Origin of the sequence: Paenibacillus sp. 1_12, from assembly GCF_900114475.1 — a bacterium.
Taxonomy (GTDB): domain Bacteria; phylum Bacillota; class Bacilli; order Paenibacillales; family NBRC-103111; genus Paenibacillus_S.
The window spans coordinates 19296-33225 of sequence record NZ_FOTE01000002.1 but is presented as its reverse complement, the minus strand read 5'-3'; the positions used below and the strand labels follow the sequence as shown (position 1 = coordinate 33225).

The 13930-nt window shown below is 46.2% G+C and carries 14 protein-coding genes; 5 read left to right on the top strand and 9 right to left on the bottom strand.

Annotation, left to right across the window (positions count from 1 at the left end; translation table 11 throughout):
- Positions 1 to 3: 3 nt before the first annotated feature.
- The 7 genes from mtnB to BM210_RS04110 all read right to left on the bottom strand — a co-directional run bounded on the left by mtnB (position 4) and on the right by BM210_RS04110 (position 7764).
- Positions 4 to 651 (bottom strand): methylthioribulose 1-phosphate dehydratase, encoded by a 648-nt coding sequence (mtnB, locus tag BM210_RS04140; RefSeq protein WP_091164806.1) that lies wholly within the window; start codon positions 649 to 651, stop codon positions 4 to 6.
- Positions 648 to 1310 (bottom strand): 2-hydroxy-3-keto-5-methylthiopentenyl-1-phosphate phosphatase, encoded by a 663-nt coding sequence (locus BM210_RS04135; RefSeq protein WP_091164805.1) that lies wholly within the window; start codon positions 1308 to 1310, stop codon positions 648 to 650. The genes mtnB and BM210_RS04135 overlap by 4 nt, the downstream gene beginning before the upstream one ends.
- On the bottom strand, positions 1310 to 2614 hold the full coding sequence (locus BM210_RS04130; protein WP_091164804.1) for a 2,3-diketo-5-methylthiopentyl-1-phosphate enolase: 1305 nt from the start codon (positions 2612 to 2614) through the stop codon (positions 1310 to 1312). Before BM210_RS04130 ends, BM210_RS04135 begins: the two co-directional genes overlap by 1 nt.
- A 17-nt stretch (positions 2615 to 2631) precedes the next feature.
- Entirely contained in the window at positions 2632 to 3495 is an 864-nt protein-coding gene (gene proC, locus BM210_RS04125) for a pyrroline-5-carboxylate reductase (protein WP_091164803.1), read from the bottom strand.
- A gap of 57 nt (positions 3496 to 3552) precedes the next feature.
- Positions 3553 to 4830, bottom strand: a complete 1278-nt coding sequence (locus BM210_RS04120) for a glutamate-5-semialdehyde dehydrogenase (RefSeq protein ID WP_091164796.1) — start codon at positions 4828 to 4830, stop codon at positions 3553 to 3555.
- 35 nt (positions 4831 to 4865) lie between these two features.
- Entirely contained in the window at positions 4866 to 5984 is a 1119-nt protein-coding gene (gene proB / locus BM210_RS04115) for a glutamate 5-kinase (protein WP_091166111.1), read from the bottom strand.
- 574 nt (positions 5985 to 6558) lie between these two features.
- Complete coding sequence (locus tag BM210_RS04110; RefSeq protein WP_091164793.1) at positions 6559 to 7764, bottom strand: pyridoxal phosphate-dependent aminotransferase; 1206 nt, start codon at positions 7762 to 7764, stop codon at positions 6559 to 6561.
- Positions 7765 to 8104: 340 nt separating this feature from the next.
- Between BM210_RS04110 and BM210_RS04105 the strand changes: the two genes are divergently transcribed.
- Positions 8105 to 8905, top strand: a complete 801-nt coding sequence (locus BM210_RS04105; RefSeq protein ID WP_091164790.1) for a class I SAM-dependent methyltransferase — start codon at positions 8105 to 8107, stop codon at positions 8903 to 8905.
- A 100-nt stretch (positions 8906 to 9005) separates the two neighbouring features.
- Positions 9006 to 9809 carry a carbon-nitrogen family hydrolase gene (locus tag BM210_RS04100; protein WP_256223240.1) on the top strand — a complete coding sequence of 268 codons (804 nt, stop codon included), beginning with the start codon at positions 9006 to 9008 and terminating at the stop codon, positions 9807 to 9809.
- Here BM210_RS04100 and BM210_RS04095 read toward each other — a convergent pair.
- A complete protein-coding gene (locus BM210_RS04095; protein ID WP_091164788.1) occupies positions 9806 to 10705 on the bottom strand; it encodes a LysR family transcriptional regulator in 900 nt (299 codons plus the stop codon). The two genes, BM210_RS04100 and BM210_RS04095, sit on opposite strands and share 4 nt — an antisense overlap.
- A 147-nt stretch (positions 10706 to 10852) precedes the next feature.
- Positions 10853 to 11884 carry a DUF3231 family protein gene (locus tag BM210_RS04090; RefSeq protein ID WP_091164786.1) on the bottom strand — a complete coding sequence of 344 codons (1032 nt, stop codon included), beginning with the start codon at positions 11882 to 11884 and terminating at the stop codon, positions 10853 to 10855.
- 176 nt (positions 11885 to 12060) lie between these two features.
- On the opposite strand from BM210_RS04090, the gene BM210_RS04085 reads away from it, so the two are divergent.
- From BM210_RS04085 to BM210_RS04075, 3 genes are all read left to right on the top strand, one after another.
- Positions 12061 to 12474, top strand: coding sequence for a phage holin family protein (locus BM210_RS04085; RefSeq protein ID WP_091164784.1), 414 nt, complete (start codon positions 12061 to 12063; stop codon positions 12472 to 12474).
- Positions 12471 to 13262, top strand: a complete 792-nt coding sequence (locus BM210_RS04080) for a DUF1906 domain-containing protein (RefSeq protein WP_091164781.1) — start codon at positions 12471 to 12473, stop codon at positions 13260 to 13262. The genes BM210_RS04085 and BM210_RS04080 overlap by 4 nt, the downstream gene beginning before the upstream one ends.
- A 135-nt stretch (positions 13263 to 13397) precedes the next feature.
- The gene (locus tag BM210_RS04075) at positions 13398 to 13646 is read left to right on the top strand and encodes a YolD-like family protein (RefSeq protein ID WP_256223239.1); all 249 of its coding nucleotides are present in this window, start codon (positions 13398 to 13400) and stop codon (positions 13644 to 13646) included.
- Positions 13647 to 13930: the final 284 nt, after the last annotated feature.

Below are 13930 nucleotides of genomic sequence, written 5' to 3'. Positions count from 1 at the left end.
CAACTACTTTTTCAATAATTCCATACGGTAGACATATTCGAACAAAAATTCGAAAGCCTCCAGATTGCGCTTCGCTTCAAAACAGTTGGCGCCCCATGCGTAAATGCCATGCTTGCGCAGCATAATGCCCGGAACCTTGGGGACAATTGCACCTTCAACAAGCTCAGCAATCCGTGGGATATCCGCATAGTTAGGAAGAATAGGAATGTCAATATGAGCTTCCTCATCCCATATGTTGAAAGCCTTGATTAATTCGACACCATCCACAGGAATGGATTTGCGCTCCCAGAACAGCTCCGAGACAATGTTGTTGAACACGGTATGTACATGCAGAATAGCTCCACAGCCCGTTAAACGATATATTTCCTTGTGGATCAAGGTTTCAGCCGAAGGCTTAAGGCCTGTAACGTCTGTCGGCTTGCCGTGTTCATTAACTAATAAAAAATCGGACGGTGTATTGATAGATTTATCTTTACCGCTCGCGGAAATAGCAAAAGTAAACTGATCAGGTGCAAAATCACCTACACGGATGGAGAGATTGCCGCTTGTTGCCGGAAACCAGCCTTTGGCTGCTAATGTGGTTTTAATATCTCGCAGCTCAGCAAAAGCCTGCTGCTTATCCTCCAAGCGAAGCTCAGACGGATTTGTCATTGTACGTTCATCTCCTTTAATTGTTGGATTACCTCATGAAAATCTTCAAACGGTACATAATTTAAACCAAGCTCGCTGCACAAATCAATCAGATGTGAACGGGCAAATACGGTTTCAACGAGCTTAGCACCTTCGAAATCGGTCACACTGTCACCTATTAGGATACGTTCGTAATCCTTAGTAGAGTAGCGACGTATGATCGTCGTTTTGCACATACCGCAATCGTTATGACAATTCTCGTCACAAGCATGCGGCCAAACAATTTGAATATGACTTCCGCTGAAATCACTCGCATTGCAATAAATATGATCCGTTGGAATCGGAAAGGCAGCCAACACTGGATATACGAAAAAATCGATGCCGCCGCTGGTCACGAAAAATTCGATTTGCTGCTCCTGACAATAAGCTAACAGCTCAGCAAAGCCTTCCCGAATCGTTACGTTATTGATCGCATAATCGACGACCTCTTGTTTGCGTGAGGTCGGCAGCAAAGCAAACATTCGCCCGACACCTTCTCGAATCGTCATCTTCTTGGAAATCACCTGATCAACAAGTGACTCCCAGCCTTCTGGTTTGAAATGTTTCATGATAGCTACGATATTGTCATTGACTGTGATCGTTCCGTCAAAATCGCAAAAGATAATCCGTTTACGAGTCATTATTCTCTAAGCCCCCAGGCTTCAATCGCTGCGTTAAGCTCAGGATGCTGAGTGGCGTATGCCTTGAGGGATTGACCTGTCAAGCAGCCATCAATCGCTTGCCGGAAGGCTTGACCCCCAGCAATGGTACCCATTGGGTGACCATGAATACCACCACCAGCATTAACAATCGTTTGATTGCCAAAATCCTTCAGGATGAGCGGAACCAACCCTGGATGAATACCGGCGGATGGAACCGGAAAGCTGCTGCGCAGTGAAAGAGCATGTTGTGAAGCATTTTCTTGGAATGAGTTCACACCTGTTGGTAAATGAAAAACATAATCGGACTTGTTCTCCGTCAATAATGTCTGTTTGATCGCCATATTTTCTTCACGAGGCATCACAACAGAGCCATAGGGGGATGGGAACAGGACAATATCGGCTCCAGCCAGACGCATCAGCTTGCCGAGAAGGACATTTGCCGATATCCCGTGATATGCTGAAGGGTACAGCGCACCAGCCATTGCCGGATGGGCCATAATGGGAACCTTAATATCGGGATGTCGACTCAGTTCATTCAATACATCAAAGCCATAAGCCAACACATTGAACAGCAAAGCGTTAGCGCCTGCTTGAATCGCTTTACGCGCTTGTTCCAGCAGGCTGAAGGTTGGACCCGTCAGATTAACGGCATAGAGCAGCTTTTGTCCAGTTTCTTGTTCTGCTTGAGCCGCAGCTTCCATACAAACCTCAACCCGCTTTTCCAAAGGAGTAAGCGGGTTTTCAAACAAAATTTCATCGTCCTTTATCAGATCGACTCCACCAAGCGCTTGCAAATAAAACTGCTCGCGAAGCGTTGGCAAATCGTGACCAATAACCGACTTGAAAATACTCATCAGCAGTGGACGTTCAGGGACTCCAAGAAGCTTACGCACACCCTCCAGACCGAATTTCGGTCCTTGAAATCCGGATAAATAATCCTCTGAGAACGCTAGGTCGATCAGCTTGATACGACCGTCCATCGACAGTTTCCCGAATACCGTCACCAGTAGTGCTGGGATGTCGCGGCTGAAATTCACGTCTGGATACGCAATCTGAATATCGGCATAACGGTCTGAGGCAGTTTCGCCACTGCCGCTATCTGGCTCGTGAACTTCGACACTAACGACTTTACCGAGATGGCGCTCCATTTCGGCTTTTTTAGCTTCTGGCAAATCGGTCCAGCTGCCTACGGTGAGGCCTACTGCAATACCGAGCGCTTTTTTATTAAAATCTGCCTTTTCGTCGTAGCAGCGATAAGTTGCTGAACAGTAAGAATGAGACAAGATGTTCACCTGCTTAATTAGAATTTGATTTCACTAGCCTGTGCGCTGATCATTTTGCCCAGCTCACCAGCGCGTTCTGAAGAGCGTAATACAGCTTTGGTTACACCGAGTGCAAATTGATGCTGATCCAGCATTTCAATGGCAGCTTGGGTGGTGCCATTCGGAGAAGTTACCTTACGGCGAAGATCAGCGGGTGCTTCTCCAGTTCGTTGAACCATTTGTGCTGCTCCGAGCACGGTTTGGATCGTAAGCTCCTGAGCTGCCTCAGGCGTAAGTCCACCTCGAATACCGCCTTCGATCATCGCTTCCATCATATAATAAATATAAGCAGGTCCGCTTCCGGAAACTCCTGTTACAATGTCTAATTTTGTTTCCTCAACTATCGTGACAATACCTGTAGAGGCGAACATTTGTGCTGCTAACTGCTGCTGCTCAGGCGTGACACTTTTTGAAAAGCTGATACCGGTTGCCCCAAGTCCGATTGCACTTGAAGTGTTGGGCATGGTGCGTGCGATAGGCTGACCTGAAGCACTGAGGATCATTTCCATAGTTGTGATGGACAAGCCTGCGATCACTGAAACCAATAGCTGTGATGGCTTTAATAACGATTTGATCGACTGAAGCCCTACGATAGCATCTTTGGGCTTGAATGCAACTACAACAACATCTGCAGCAGCAATAGCTTCAGCACGCTGCTCCTCATCGACAGCAAAACTAACGCCGTAACTTTGCTGCAGGAATTGCAGACGAGCCGTATCCGAGCGATTTAGTGCAGTAATCCGCTGTTTATTGCTATTCTCATCAGCGGTAAGTCCACGTATGATAGCTTCTGCCATCGAGCCGGCTCCGACAAACGTAATACGAGCTGTAGATAAAGACATCAATGTCATTTCTCCTTTAATTGAAGCGATTCATAAAGCTTGTTCCTACACGCTTGATTAGCCGCGGATTTGTCCGCTGCCGAGAACGCGGTATTTAGTAGATGTTAATTCAGGAAGACCCATAGGTCCGCGAGCATGAAGCTTTTGTGTACTGATGCCAATTTCCGCGCCGAAGCCGAATTCGAAACCGTCTGTAAAACGCGTTGATGCGTTGTGATAAACGGCTGCCGCATCGACTTCCTGCAGAAAACGTTCGGCGTTCTTTTCATTGGCAGAGACAATACATTCGGAATGCTGGGTGCCATGAAGACTAATATGCTGAAGTGCTTCATCCAGAGAGCTTACGATTCGGACATTCAAAATATAGTCGCTATATTCCGTATCCCAGTCTACATCAGCAGCAAGCTTGATTGCTGGAACCAAGGATCGGGCTTGCTCGTTGCCGCGCAGCTCGACATTGTTGGCAATAAACTGCTCAGAAATGGACACCAAATGCTGTTCAGCAAAGCTTTCATGTACGAGCAAGGTTTCCATAGAGTTGCATACCGAAGGCCGCTGTACTTTAGCATTCAGCGCAATTTGCAGAGCCATTTCGAAATCGGCGGTTTCATCTATATAAGTATGACAAATACCAGAGCCCGTTTCAATGACTGGAACGGTCGCATTTTTGACAACATTCTGAATGAGCGAGTGCCCACCACGTGGGATGAGGACATCAAGCAATCCATTCAGTCTAAGCATTTGATCTACTGAGCTGCGGTCCGGATCCTCAATTAATTGCAGAGAATCGGCAGGGATATCCGAGCGTGAGAGTGCTTCGTGCAGCACTTCTACGATACGGCGATTGGAAGATAGCGCTGCTGATCCTCCACGCAGCACGACCGCATTGCCGGTTTTGAGGCAAAGTGCTGCTGCATCGACTGTTACATTCGGACGGGCCTCATATATAATTCCGATGACACCGATAGGTACACGGATTTTTGTAATATTCAGGCCGTTGGGACGCGTTGTTTGCTCTAATATATCACCAATAGGATCGGGCAGCGCTACGACCTGGCGTAAGCCCTCAGCCATGTCAGCAATGCGGTGCTCATTCAGAGCAATACGATCCAGCAGGGAATCGCTGGTCCCGTTTTCCCGCCCAAACCGCAGATCGTCAGCATTGGCAGTCATAATGGAAGGCGTCTCTGCGATAAGAGCGTCCGCTATCATTAGCAGGGCTTTATTTTTTTGTTCAGTTGTGAGCAGGCTTAAGCGAGGAGCGGCCTGTTTGGCTAGAGTAGCTTTATGTATAACCTCGCTAGTTGTGACCGATTGTTGTTTTGAAGATTCCATTTGAGTTCCTCCTAAAGGTTTTGTAAATTGCGCTGTCAATTGTAAACGGAAAGGGTGATCCATTCATCCCGATGGATGACCTCAATCCGCGAGACCTCAATTCGCTTTTGCACTTCGTCCGTACTGAGGCCAGCTACTGCTTTAATCTGCGATGTCGTATAATTTACAACACCTCGACCAACAATTTGGCGTTGGTTATTAATAACTTCAACTACATCGCCAGGGTGAAAATCACCATCAACCTCGGTCACCCCTGCGGGGAGTAGACTTCTGCCGCCTGCTACAAGCGCAGCCTCTGCACCCGCATCAATCATAATTTGACCAAGTGGCATGGAATGGAAGCCAAGCCATTGTTTTTTCATTGGCAAATTGTGCTGACTCGTATCAAAATAGGTTCCTTTGCCTATGTTGTTGGCTGCAAGTTCCAAATCGCCATCCTCAAGCACACGCCCGACAAATACGGGAACGCCGCCCCGCATAGCGATTCTTGCCGCTTCGATCTTGGACCGCATGCCGCCCGTTCCGACAGATGAGCCAGAGCCTCCAGCAACACGATATATGTCCTCATTGATTTCGTGAACGCGTTCAATTCGCTCCGCATTTGCATTTTTGCGCGGATCTTCGGTGTACAGTCCATCCGTATCGGTAATTATGATTAGCTGCTTGGCTTTGACGAGATTTGCGACGAGTGCTGACAGCGCATCATTATCTCCAAACTTTAAGTTGAGCTCATCAATCGCTACAGTATCATTTTCATTAATAATGGGAAGTATTCTATGTTTTAATAGTTCTTCAATCGTCATCGAAGCATTATGGATTCGTTTACGATTGGAAAAGTCTGAACGTGTCAGTAATATTTGCCCGACACCGATAAGATGGGTGGCAAAAGCTTCATGGTATGCCTGCATCAGCAAGGCTTGCCCGACTGCGGCAGAGGCTTGCTTTTCATGAACGTTCTTTGGACGAGCCGCATAGCCTATTTCCCGAAAACCTGCGGCAACAGCACCCGAAGTCACGAGCAGCACCTGAAAGCCTTGCTTGTGCAGTCGTGCCAGTTCAGCGGCAAAAAATACGATTTTACTCCGATTAAGTCCCCCTTCGTCCGAGGTAAGCGAGCTGCTTCCAATTTTCACCACAATAGTTTGCTGCTGCATGATTCGATCACTCATTTCCCAATTTATGCACAAAAAGCCCCCGTCCTCTAAGGACGAAAGCATGAACTTCCGCGGTACCACCTTAATTGATGATGAACATCCAACTTAATAGGCCTTAGGTAACAGCAAGGCTTGCCGTCCAGTTCGTCACTGGCCGTTCCGGGGCGGGTTCGATAAGTCTTCGTGGTAAATTCTTGCAGCCGGTGGAATTTACTCTCTGTACACGGGGGGCTTTCTACTGATCCCATCATTACGTTTACTTTTTATAGCATAGCATGAGGCCATTCGGTTGTAAAGGAGCAAGCGTTCGGTTGAAGCTATGACACATAGGTCTATTTATATATCATAAGAGCTGTACGATATCTGCTCAAATGAATGATAAATCCGCGTCGGATGCAATCGGGCTGTATCCCAAAACCGCAGTTTTGCGCACGCACAATTAAAGATCTAATTACAGTAAGATGTGACACACATAAATCCGAAGGATAGTAAGATTCGATACTCTTAGCGCAAACAAACCAACAGAACACTCCGTTGGTTTGTTCCCGTTGTGAAACGATTTACTTTATAAAGCTTAATCAAACAAATGCAGCTTGGCTATTCGTTCGACAGCTTCCTGTAATCGTTGTTCTGGTGCCAAAAGCCCAAGTCGAACATAGCCCTCGCCGCTTTCACCGAATCCGATTCCGGGCGCGACCACAATCTTGGCCTGCTCGAGCAGCAGATCGGCAAGTGATGTGGAGGTGTGTCCCTTCGGTACAGGCAGCCAAGTAAAGAAGGAGCCCTGGGAGCGCTGTGCCTTCCAGCCAATTTGATCCAAGGAGCTGTATAATGCATCACGACGTCCTTGATAAGTAGCTAGCAAGGATGCGACACAATCCTGTGGACCCGTCAGAGCGGCAGCGGCAGCGGCCTGAATACCACCGAACAGACTGCAATAATAGTGATCCTGAATCAGATTGATCAGTCTGACTAGCTCTTTATTACCGAGTGCAAAGCCTACACGCCAACCAGCCATATTATAGGTTTTGGACAATGTATAAAATTCAATACCTACTTCCTTGGCTCCTGGCAGTTGCAAAAAGCTGACAGGTTTATGGCCGTCAAAGCCGAGTGCGCCATAAGCGAAATCACTCGCTACCACAATGTCATTCTTCTCGGCAAAGCGAATCGTTTCCTCATAAAAGGAAGCCGGGGCTGATGCTCCAGTGGGGTTGTTCGGATAATTAATGAACATCAGCTTGGCTTTATTGATATCCTCTGCAGATAGAGCACTGTAATCCGGTAAAAAGGCGTTGGACTCAACCAAAGGCATAGTAGCCATTCTTGCTCCGGAGAGCGCAACCCCTGACCAGTAATCCGGATAGCCCGGATCGGGAACAAGACACACGTCACCTGGATTGAGCAGACATTGACTAATTTCGACAAGGCCTGTTTTACCACCAAACAAAATGGCAACCTCGGTATCCGGGTCCAGATCGACATCATAGTCCTCTTTATAACGCTGGGCGACCGCCTGCTTAAGAAATGGAAACCCGTTGAAGGGCGGGTACCGATGATAGAGCGGATTTTCAGCTGCAACCTGCAATTCCTTGACGATATGAGCAGGAGTAGGCTGATCCGGATTCCCTTGTCCCAAATTGATGACATCATGGCCCGCAGCTATTTGAGCGTTAGCTTTACTTACTAATGTAGCAAAAAACTGTGTAGGGAGCTGCTGCATGCGCTGTGCAGGCTGGATGGAAAATGTAGGATTACTTGATGAAAAAGTTGAACTCATCTATAGTCACACTCCAGTAATTGTATAGGATTAGGGTGAATTGCCCATATAGCATAAATGTAACATGAAACTCAAGCAGTGTATAGAAGCAAGTATGGAGAATGAGTTTGGCTATTGTTCTTTTGGCTATAGGAATGGTAAAATAATCAAAACAAAAGTTTCATTAAATAGGATTCAATTTCATAGAATGAAATTGAATGAAATATTTTCTAGCATGAGAGCATGTTCAAAAAGGAATACCGGAAGAGAAGGTGGATGTAGGAGGAGTGAAGCGTTAGCCTTTGAAATCGTGAATTGTACCTTTATATTTAATAATAGCTGAACAAGGGAGGCTTGCTTGATGTCCATTGATTTTCACGACCCTAAGAACAAAACCAGCTATACAGAGCGCACGGTAGATAACGCCTGGATGAAATTGGTGAAATCTGAGGTGAGGTTACAAAGCATTCAGGCAGCGGATATTGGATGTGGAGGGGGCATTTATAGCAAGGCTCTAATCGAAATGGGCGTTGGTGCGGTCGTTGGTATCGATTTCTCGCAAGCAATGCTGGAGGGAGCTGCAGCTTATACGGCCAGGCATACCAATATACGTTATCAACAGGGAAAAGCGCTGCACACAGGCTTGGACAACGCAAGTGTAGAGCTTGTGCTGGAGCGTGCGCTTATTCATCATCTTTCATCAGACGAGCTTGTGGGATGTATGAAGGAGGCTAACCGTATATTGAAAAGTGAAGGTGTACTTATCGTTCAGGACCGGACACCTGAGGATTGTGCGATAGCGGGAAGCAGAAAGCATCTGCGCGGCTATATTTTTGACAAATTCCCAAGATTGCTTCCAGAGGAAAGCGGGCGACGCTATAGCTCGAATCAAGTGCTGGCAGCTTTAAGAACAGCTGGTTTTAATCAACTAAAGGAGATTCCACTGTGGGAAACAAGGAGACAATATACCCATTTTGCGGAATTTCGAGAGGATCTGCTGCTGCGGAGCGGTCGCTCGATTTTACACGAATTGACGGACGTTGAACTGGAGCATTTGATCGCATATATCGAACAGCAATTGGCTGTAGAAGACTTAGAGGCTCTCAATGAACCACTAGTGGAACAAGATCGATGGACCTTATGGTTCGCTCGAAAGGATTGAAGTTCAGTCCGGCATCGTCTATGATAAAATTACGACTGTTCAAATCAACAGCATAATGACGCCTTAAGTCGTCGTAAAATCAATATAAAGGGTGAAGGATATGACACCAAGTAATCGTAAATGGAACCTTGCTTTACTACAAATGGACATCGTTATCGGGGAGCCTGAACTTAATTACGCGAAGCTGGAAAAGTTGCTGAATGAAGCTGTGGAGGGTGACACTAAGCCGGATGTGATTATATTTCCGGAGATGTGGAACACAGGCTACGCGTTGGAACGCATTCATGAGCTCGCTGATGTCGAGGGGCAGCGTACACATGCGCTTCTGTCCGAGTTTGCTCGCAAGCATGAAGTGAATATAATCGGAGGGTCCATTGCCGAGAAGCAGGGGGATCAAATATACAATACGATATATGCGTATGATCGTGAAGGTAGCCGAATAGCGGATTATTCCAAAATTCATCTGTTCCGACTCATGGATGAAGAAAAATATTTAGAGCAAGGCAGCCATATCGGACAGTTTGAGCTGGACGGTGTATCCTCCGGCATGATGATCTGCTATGATATTCGGTTCCCTGAGCTGGCAAGGAAGCTGGCACTGGGCGGGGCGCAAATTATGTTTGTACCCGCTGAATGGCCGAATCCTAGACTGCACCATTGGCGGACGTTGTTGATGGCACGAGCGATTGAGAATCAAATGTTCGTAGTTTCCTGCAATCGTGTAGGAATCAGCGGGACCACCGAATTTTTCGGGCATTCGATGGTCATTGATCCTTGGGGAGAAGCACTGGCCGAAGGGGATGAGACGGAACAAGTTATCCGCGCCCAGATTGATCTCGCGCTTGTAGATGAGGTGCGAAGCCGAATTCCGGTTTTTGAAGATCGACGCCCTGCTTTATATTAATTTTTTATAACGTCATGGAAGGTTTTCATAAAAGCGCTGACCGCTTTGGATAAGTAACGTCCTTTACGATAAGCAATTACGAGTGTACGTGTAGGCTTGGTCGAAAGTGAAAGATAAGTCGGGGCGTGCTCGCTCCAACCGCCTCTGGACACCATATGTGGAACAAAAGCGATTCCCATACCTGCGGCAACGAGCGATTGCACGGTCTCGATGTTGCTGCTTTCAAACACAATGTTGGGCTTGAACCCGTATTCGGCACAAAGCTCCAAAGCGATCTGGCGGAAGCCTTGTCCCTTCTTAAGGGCAATGAACGGCTCGTCGCGGAGCTCAAGGATATCTAACGTTTTTTGTGGCGATGATGCCCATTCTGCCAATCGATGGTGCTGGGGGACAGCGAGTAAAATCTCTTCCTCAATGATTGGCTCATAGGTTAGAGACTCATCCTGCAGTGGGATCGACAGCAATGAGATATCAATCTGTCCATTGGCTGTCATTTGCTCCAAATGGGCAGAAGTTTCTTCCATCAGCACAATTTCGATTTCAGGATAATTGGCTTGGAATACGGGAAGTACCAGCGGCAGGACATGGGCTCCGGTTATAGGCAAACTGCCGACGACGAGCCTACCTTTGCGCATTTGAGAAATATCCTCCATTTCACGCTTTAGCTGCTCTATCATATCGAGGATCGTTTGTGCTTTTTCTACAAATAAGGCTCCAGCATAGGTGACCTCAACGGAGTTGGTTGTTCGCTGAAATAGCAGGAGGCCGATTTCCTTTTCCAGCTTGGAAAGCTGCTGACTAAGCGATGGTTGTGCGATATGCAGCTTTTCAGCTGCTCTTGAGAAGTTTTTGTCAATTGAAATTTGTAGTGCATATTGCAGCTGTCTGAGTTCCATAAGAAGGCTCCTTTATTTAGCAAAGCTATCATATTTATAATTGTTTCCTATTAAGCTTATCCACATTATACATGATAATAGCATAAACAGCCTACCATCCTTTATTGGATAGCAGGCTGTTTTTTTGTGAATTGGGGTTGCTTCTGTCTAATGATTTGCCAGCTTATTGCGGTTAGGCGCTTGAGGGGGCTGTTCCATCCAGCCATGCTCAATCATGATTTCTGCGCCTTCCTCTGCATAAGCAAGAACCTCAGCTGTCAGTCGGATATAGTGGTTGGACAAATCCTTTCTAGCGCTCATACCAAGACTCGTGCCATAATGGGCGATTCCTGAAGCATTAAGAGCTGTAACATGAAACATCATCATCTTATCCGAAAAAGGGGATACAGTTGAGCTTGTCGGAAGTGTGTTCCATACGCTTGCAGAAGGAATGAATTCCTGACTCAGCATCGAGCCGAAAATTTCGACATGCTTATCTGCAATATTTCTTCCGCGCAGCATGTAATCGCGAATTTGCTGGGTGCCTGCGATTTGGCTGAAGCCCATGAGCAGAGTGCGACCAAGCTGATTCTGGGTCAAATTAAAATAGAGTCCTGATATTTCGATCACATTCAAAGGTCTTTGCGGCCCAAACCAAGCATTGAAATAACTGTTTTTCTGGACATATTCTTTGGCTGTAGGTTGTGGAATATAAGGTGCTCTAATAAAAGTTCCATTTGCCAGCATAATATCCGTGGATCGGTTAAATATTTGAACGGATTCATCAAGACAGTCGGTGAAATATTGGCGGATATCCGACCGTGCGGAATTAGATAAAGCCATTGTATATTGGCGCATCCCAACCTTGCCAATATTTTCGATATAGAATAAGTAAAAATCGTCGGTATAGAGGCGAGGCGCTTCAAAGGTGTCAACGCCCTCTTTGAAGCCATCGGGCACAGTGATCTTGCCTTCTGTAAAAAAAGACTGCAGCTTCTGAACATGCTTTTGCGAATTTTGATAAGCAAATTCAAGAATAGCTTTGGTCTCAGGATTTTCAACATGTTTCAAATAACTTCCTATCGTGCAAATTGACAAGGTATCACTGAAATAGGAGGTCCACAAGCTCGCAATTTCAGCTGAGGTCAGTTCTACTTTGTGTTCAACTTGAATCGGATCCTGGAGCTGCGTAGGGGTCATTGTTGTATCCTCCGTCTGTAGGTTGTATAGCTAGGTTTCTCTAATTTTCAAAAAGTATGCTTTCTAGCACTTCAGAATCGCAATGTTATCGAACTGTCCAATCCAAATCTAGCAAATCCGAATATCTTATATAGAGCGTACATGCCTTGCCAGCGGGTGGAAGGGGGGAGCGACTTTTGACCAGAGAAACAGCCTTCAGCAGTATCGTGGCGATTGCAGGCCTAATTGTAAATTCATTCCTTGGAGGCTGGGACATCGGGCTGCAGCTGCTGATTTTTTGTATGGTAGCCGACTATATAACGGGCGTTCTGGGAGCAATTAAGCGGCGTAATCTGAATAGTGAGATCATGTTCTGGGGTGGAGTCCGAAAGAGTGTGATTCTCATTGTTCTTGCGCTTACTGTCATGCTGGATGAGCTGGTGGGCAATGCAGCTCCTATATTTAGGACACTTGCTATTTATTTTTATGTAGGCAGAGAAGGACTTTCCATCATTGAAAATTTAGGTATAATCGGCGTGCCGCTGCCGCGCTTTATTACCAAGGTGCTGAAGCAGCTTGAAGATAAGGGTGAAGGGGATGATAAAAAATGACCCAAGGCTTTGATTGTGCGACACCGTTAACGGCAGCCACCGCTGCGGCTTTTCGAACAAAAAATTTTGAGTTTGTTGCACGCTATCTGGTACCCAGCAGTTGGAAGGCACTTAGCCGGGGAGAAGCAGAAATCATCACACAGGGTGGTCTGCAAATAGTATCCGTATATGAAACAACGGCCAATCGGCCTTTGGATGGTCGGGAAGCCGGTTTAGCAGATGGAGCAACAGCTTTACAGCTTGCCATTGATATGGGTCAACCGGCAGGGAGTGCGATTTATTTTGCCGTGGATTTCGATGCCAGTAGTGCACAGATGAGCAGCGTCGCGGACTATATACAGGCTGCGAGTGAAACGACTCCCGGGTACTACACTGGTGTTTATGGATCCTACGCGGTCATTGAAGAGATGCATAAACGAGGTGTATGCTCCCGCTTCTGGCAAACCTATGCCTGGAGTGGAGGGAAGAAGTCGGATGCCATGAATATCTATCAATATCAAAATGATACAACCCTCAACGGGATTATCGTCGATTTGAACGAATCATACGGTAAAGAGGGCTGGTGGAACACCAATCAAATAGCTGAGGAGGATGAGATGAATATGCCGATGAAGCTGGAACAATGGCAATGGGATATGCTGTATCAGGTGCTGGGATCTGCCTATAATGCGAACCAGCTTAGCTGGGAGTGGATGCAGAAGATTGTAGACAAGACGCTGACGGTAACGGAGTTGGTATTTTTGAATACAGTATTGGACGGTAGAGTGGATAGAAAGATTAAGATATAGTTCATGATCAAAGGGTCGCACCTGCTGCGGCTCTTTTTATGATAAAGAAAATTCAATTTAGCTCTTGCGCGTTCGCATAACGTTCGTATAAAATACATTTAGAACGAATGTTCCTATAAGTGGGAGGTAATGAATATGATGAATGTAGCAAAGCGACCAGAAAGAGATGAATCCGATTTGGAAGAATTGGGAGATAAGCTGGGAGAAGCCAAGCATGAAAGAAGCGAAATGCTCTTGACCGTATGGGGGAAGTCCGAGGTGATTAAAGGACGGATCGTGGAGTTGGATGCCAACACCAGAAAGGTTCACGTAACCCAGTATGGCGGCGAACTTGTGAAAATCCCGTTCATGGACATTATGAAGGCTGAAAACACAGGTGCCTGAGGATCTAAATATGGGATGAACGTATAACTAAGCTAAGTTGAGAAATTGCTAGCTTTGAAATAAGAATTGCATAAACACACAGTAAAAACTAAAAAATTGGGTCGACTTCATGTGGAGGTTCATATGGAAAACGGCTGAATTACATACATACACCCAATCGAGTCCTTTAAAAGGCTCGATTTTTTTTAAATCAGATATGTTCAAAACTCAATTATCGTGTTACATTTTTATAAGTTTGTGCCACACATAGATTCAAACAAACGACAAAGCTGCATGCACTCGGT

Excerpts from the sequence above, each read along its gene's own strand:
- BM210_RS04105 (WP_091164790.1), top strand. The coding sequence starts at position 8,105 with ATGTCCATTGATTTTCACGACCCTAAGAACAAAACCAGCTATACAGAG.
- proC (WP_091164803.1), bottom strand. The coding sequence starts at position 3,495 with ATGTCTTTATCTACAGCTCGTATTACGTTTGTCGGAGCCGGCTCGATG.
- BM210_RS04075 (WP_256223239.1), top strand. The coding sequence starts at position 13,398 with ATGATGAATGTAGCAAAGCGACCAGAAAGAGATGAATCCGATTTGGAA.
- BM210_RS04110 (WP_091164793.1), bottom strand. The coding sequence starts at position 7,764 with ATGAGTTCAACTTTTTCATCAAGTAATCCTACATTTTCCATCCAGCCT.
- mtnB (WP_091164806.1), bottom strand. The coding sequence starts at position 651 with ATGACAAATCCGTCTGAGCTTCGCTTGGAGGATAAGCAGCAGGCTTTT.
- BM210_RS04135 (WP_091164805.1), bottom strand. The coding sequence starts at position 1,310 with ATGACTCGTAAACGGATTATCTTTTGCGATTTTGACGGAACGATCACA.
- BM210_RS04100 (WP_256223240.1), top strand. The coding sequence starts at position 9,006 with ATGACACCAAGTAATCGTAAATGGAACCTTGCTTTACTACAAATGGAC.
- BM210_RS04090 (WP_091164786.1), bottom strand. The coding sequence starts at position 11,884 with ATGACCCCTACGCAGCTCCAGGATCCGATTCAAGTTGAACACAAAGTA.
- BM210_RS04120 (WP_091164796.1), bottom strand. The coding sequence starts at position 4,830 with ATGGAATCTTCAAAACAACAATCGGTCACAACTAGCGAGGTTATACAT.
- proB (WP_091166111.1), bottom strand. The coding sequence starts at position 5,984 with ATGCAGCAGCAAACTATTGTGGTGAAAATTGGAAGCAGCTCGCTTACC.
- BM210_RS04095 (WP_091164788.1), bottom strand. The coding sequence starts at position 10,705 with ATGGAACTCAGACAGCTGCAATATGCACTACAAATTTCAATTGACAAA.
- BM210_RS04080 (WP_091164781.1), top strand. The coding sequence starts at position 12,471 with ATGACCCAAGGCTTTGATTGTGCGACACCGTTAACGGCAGCCACCGCT.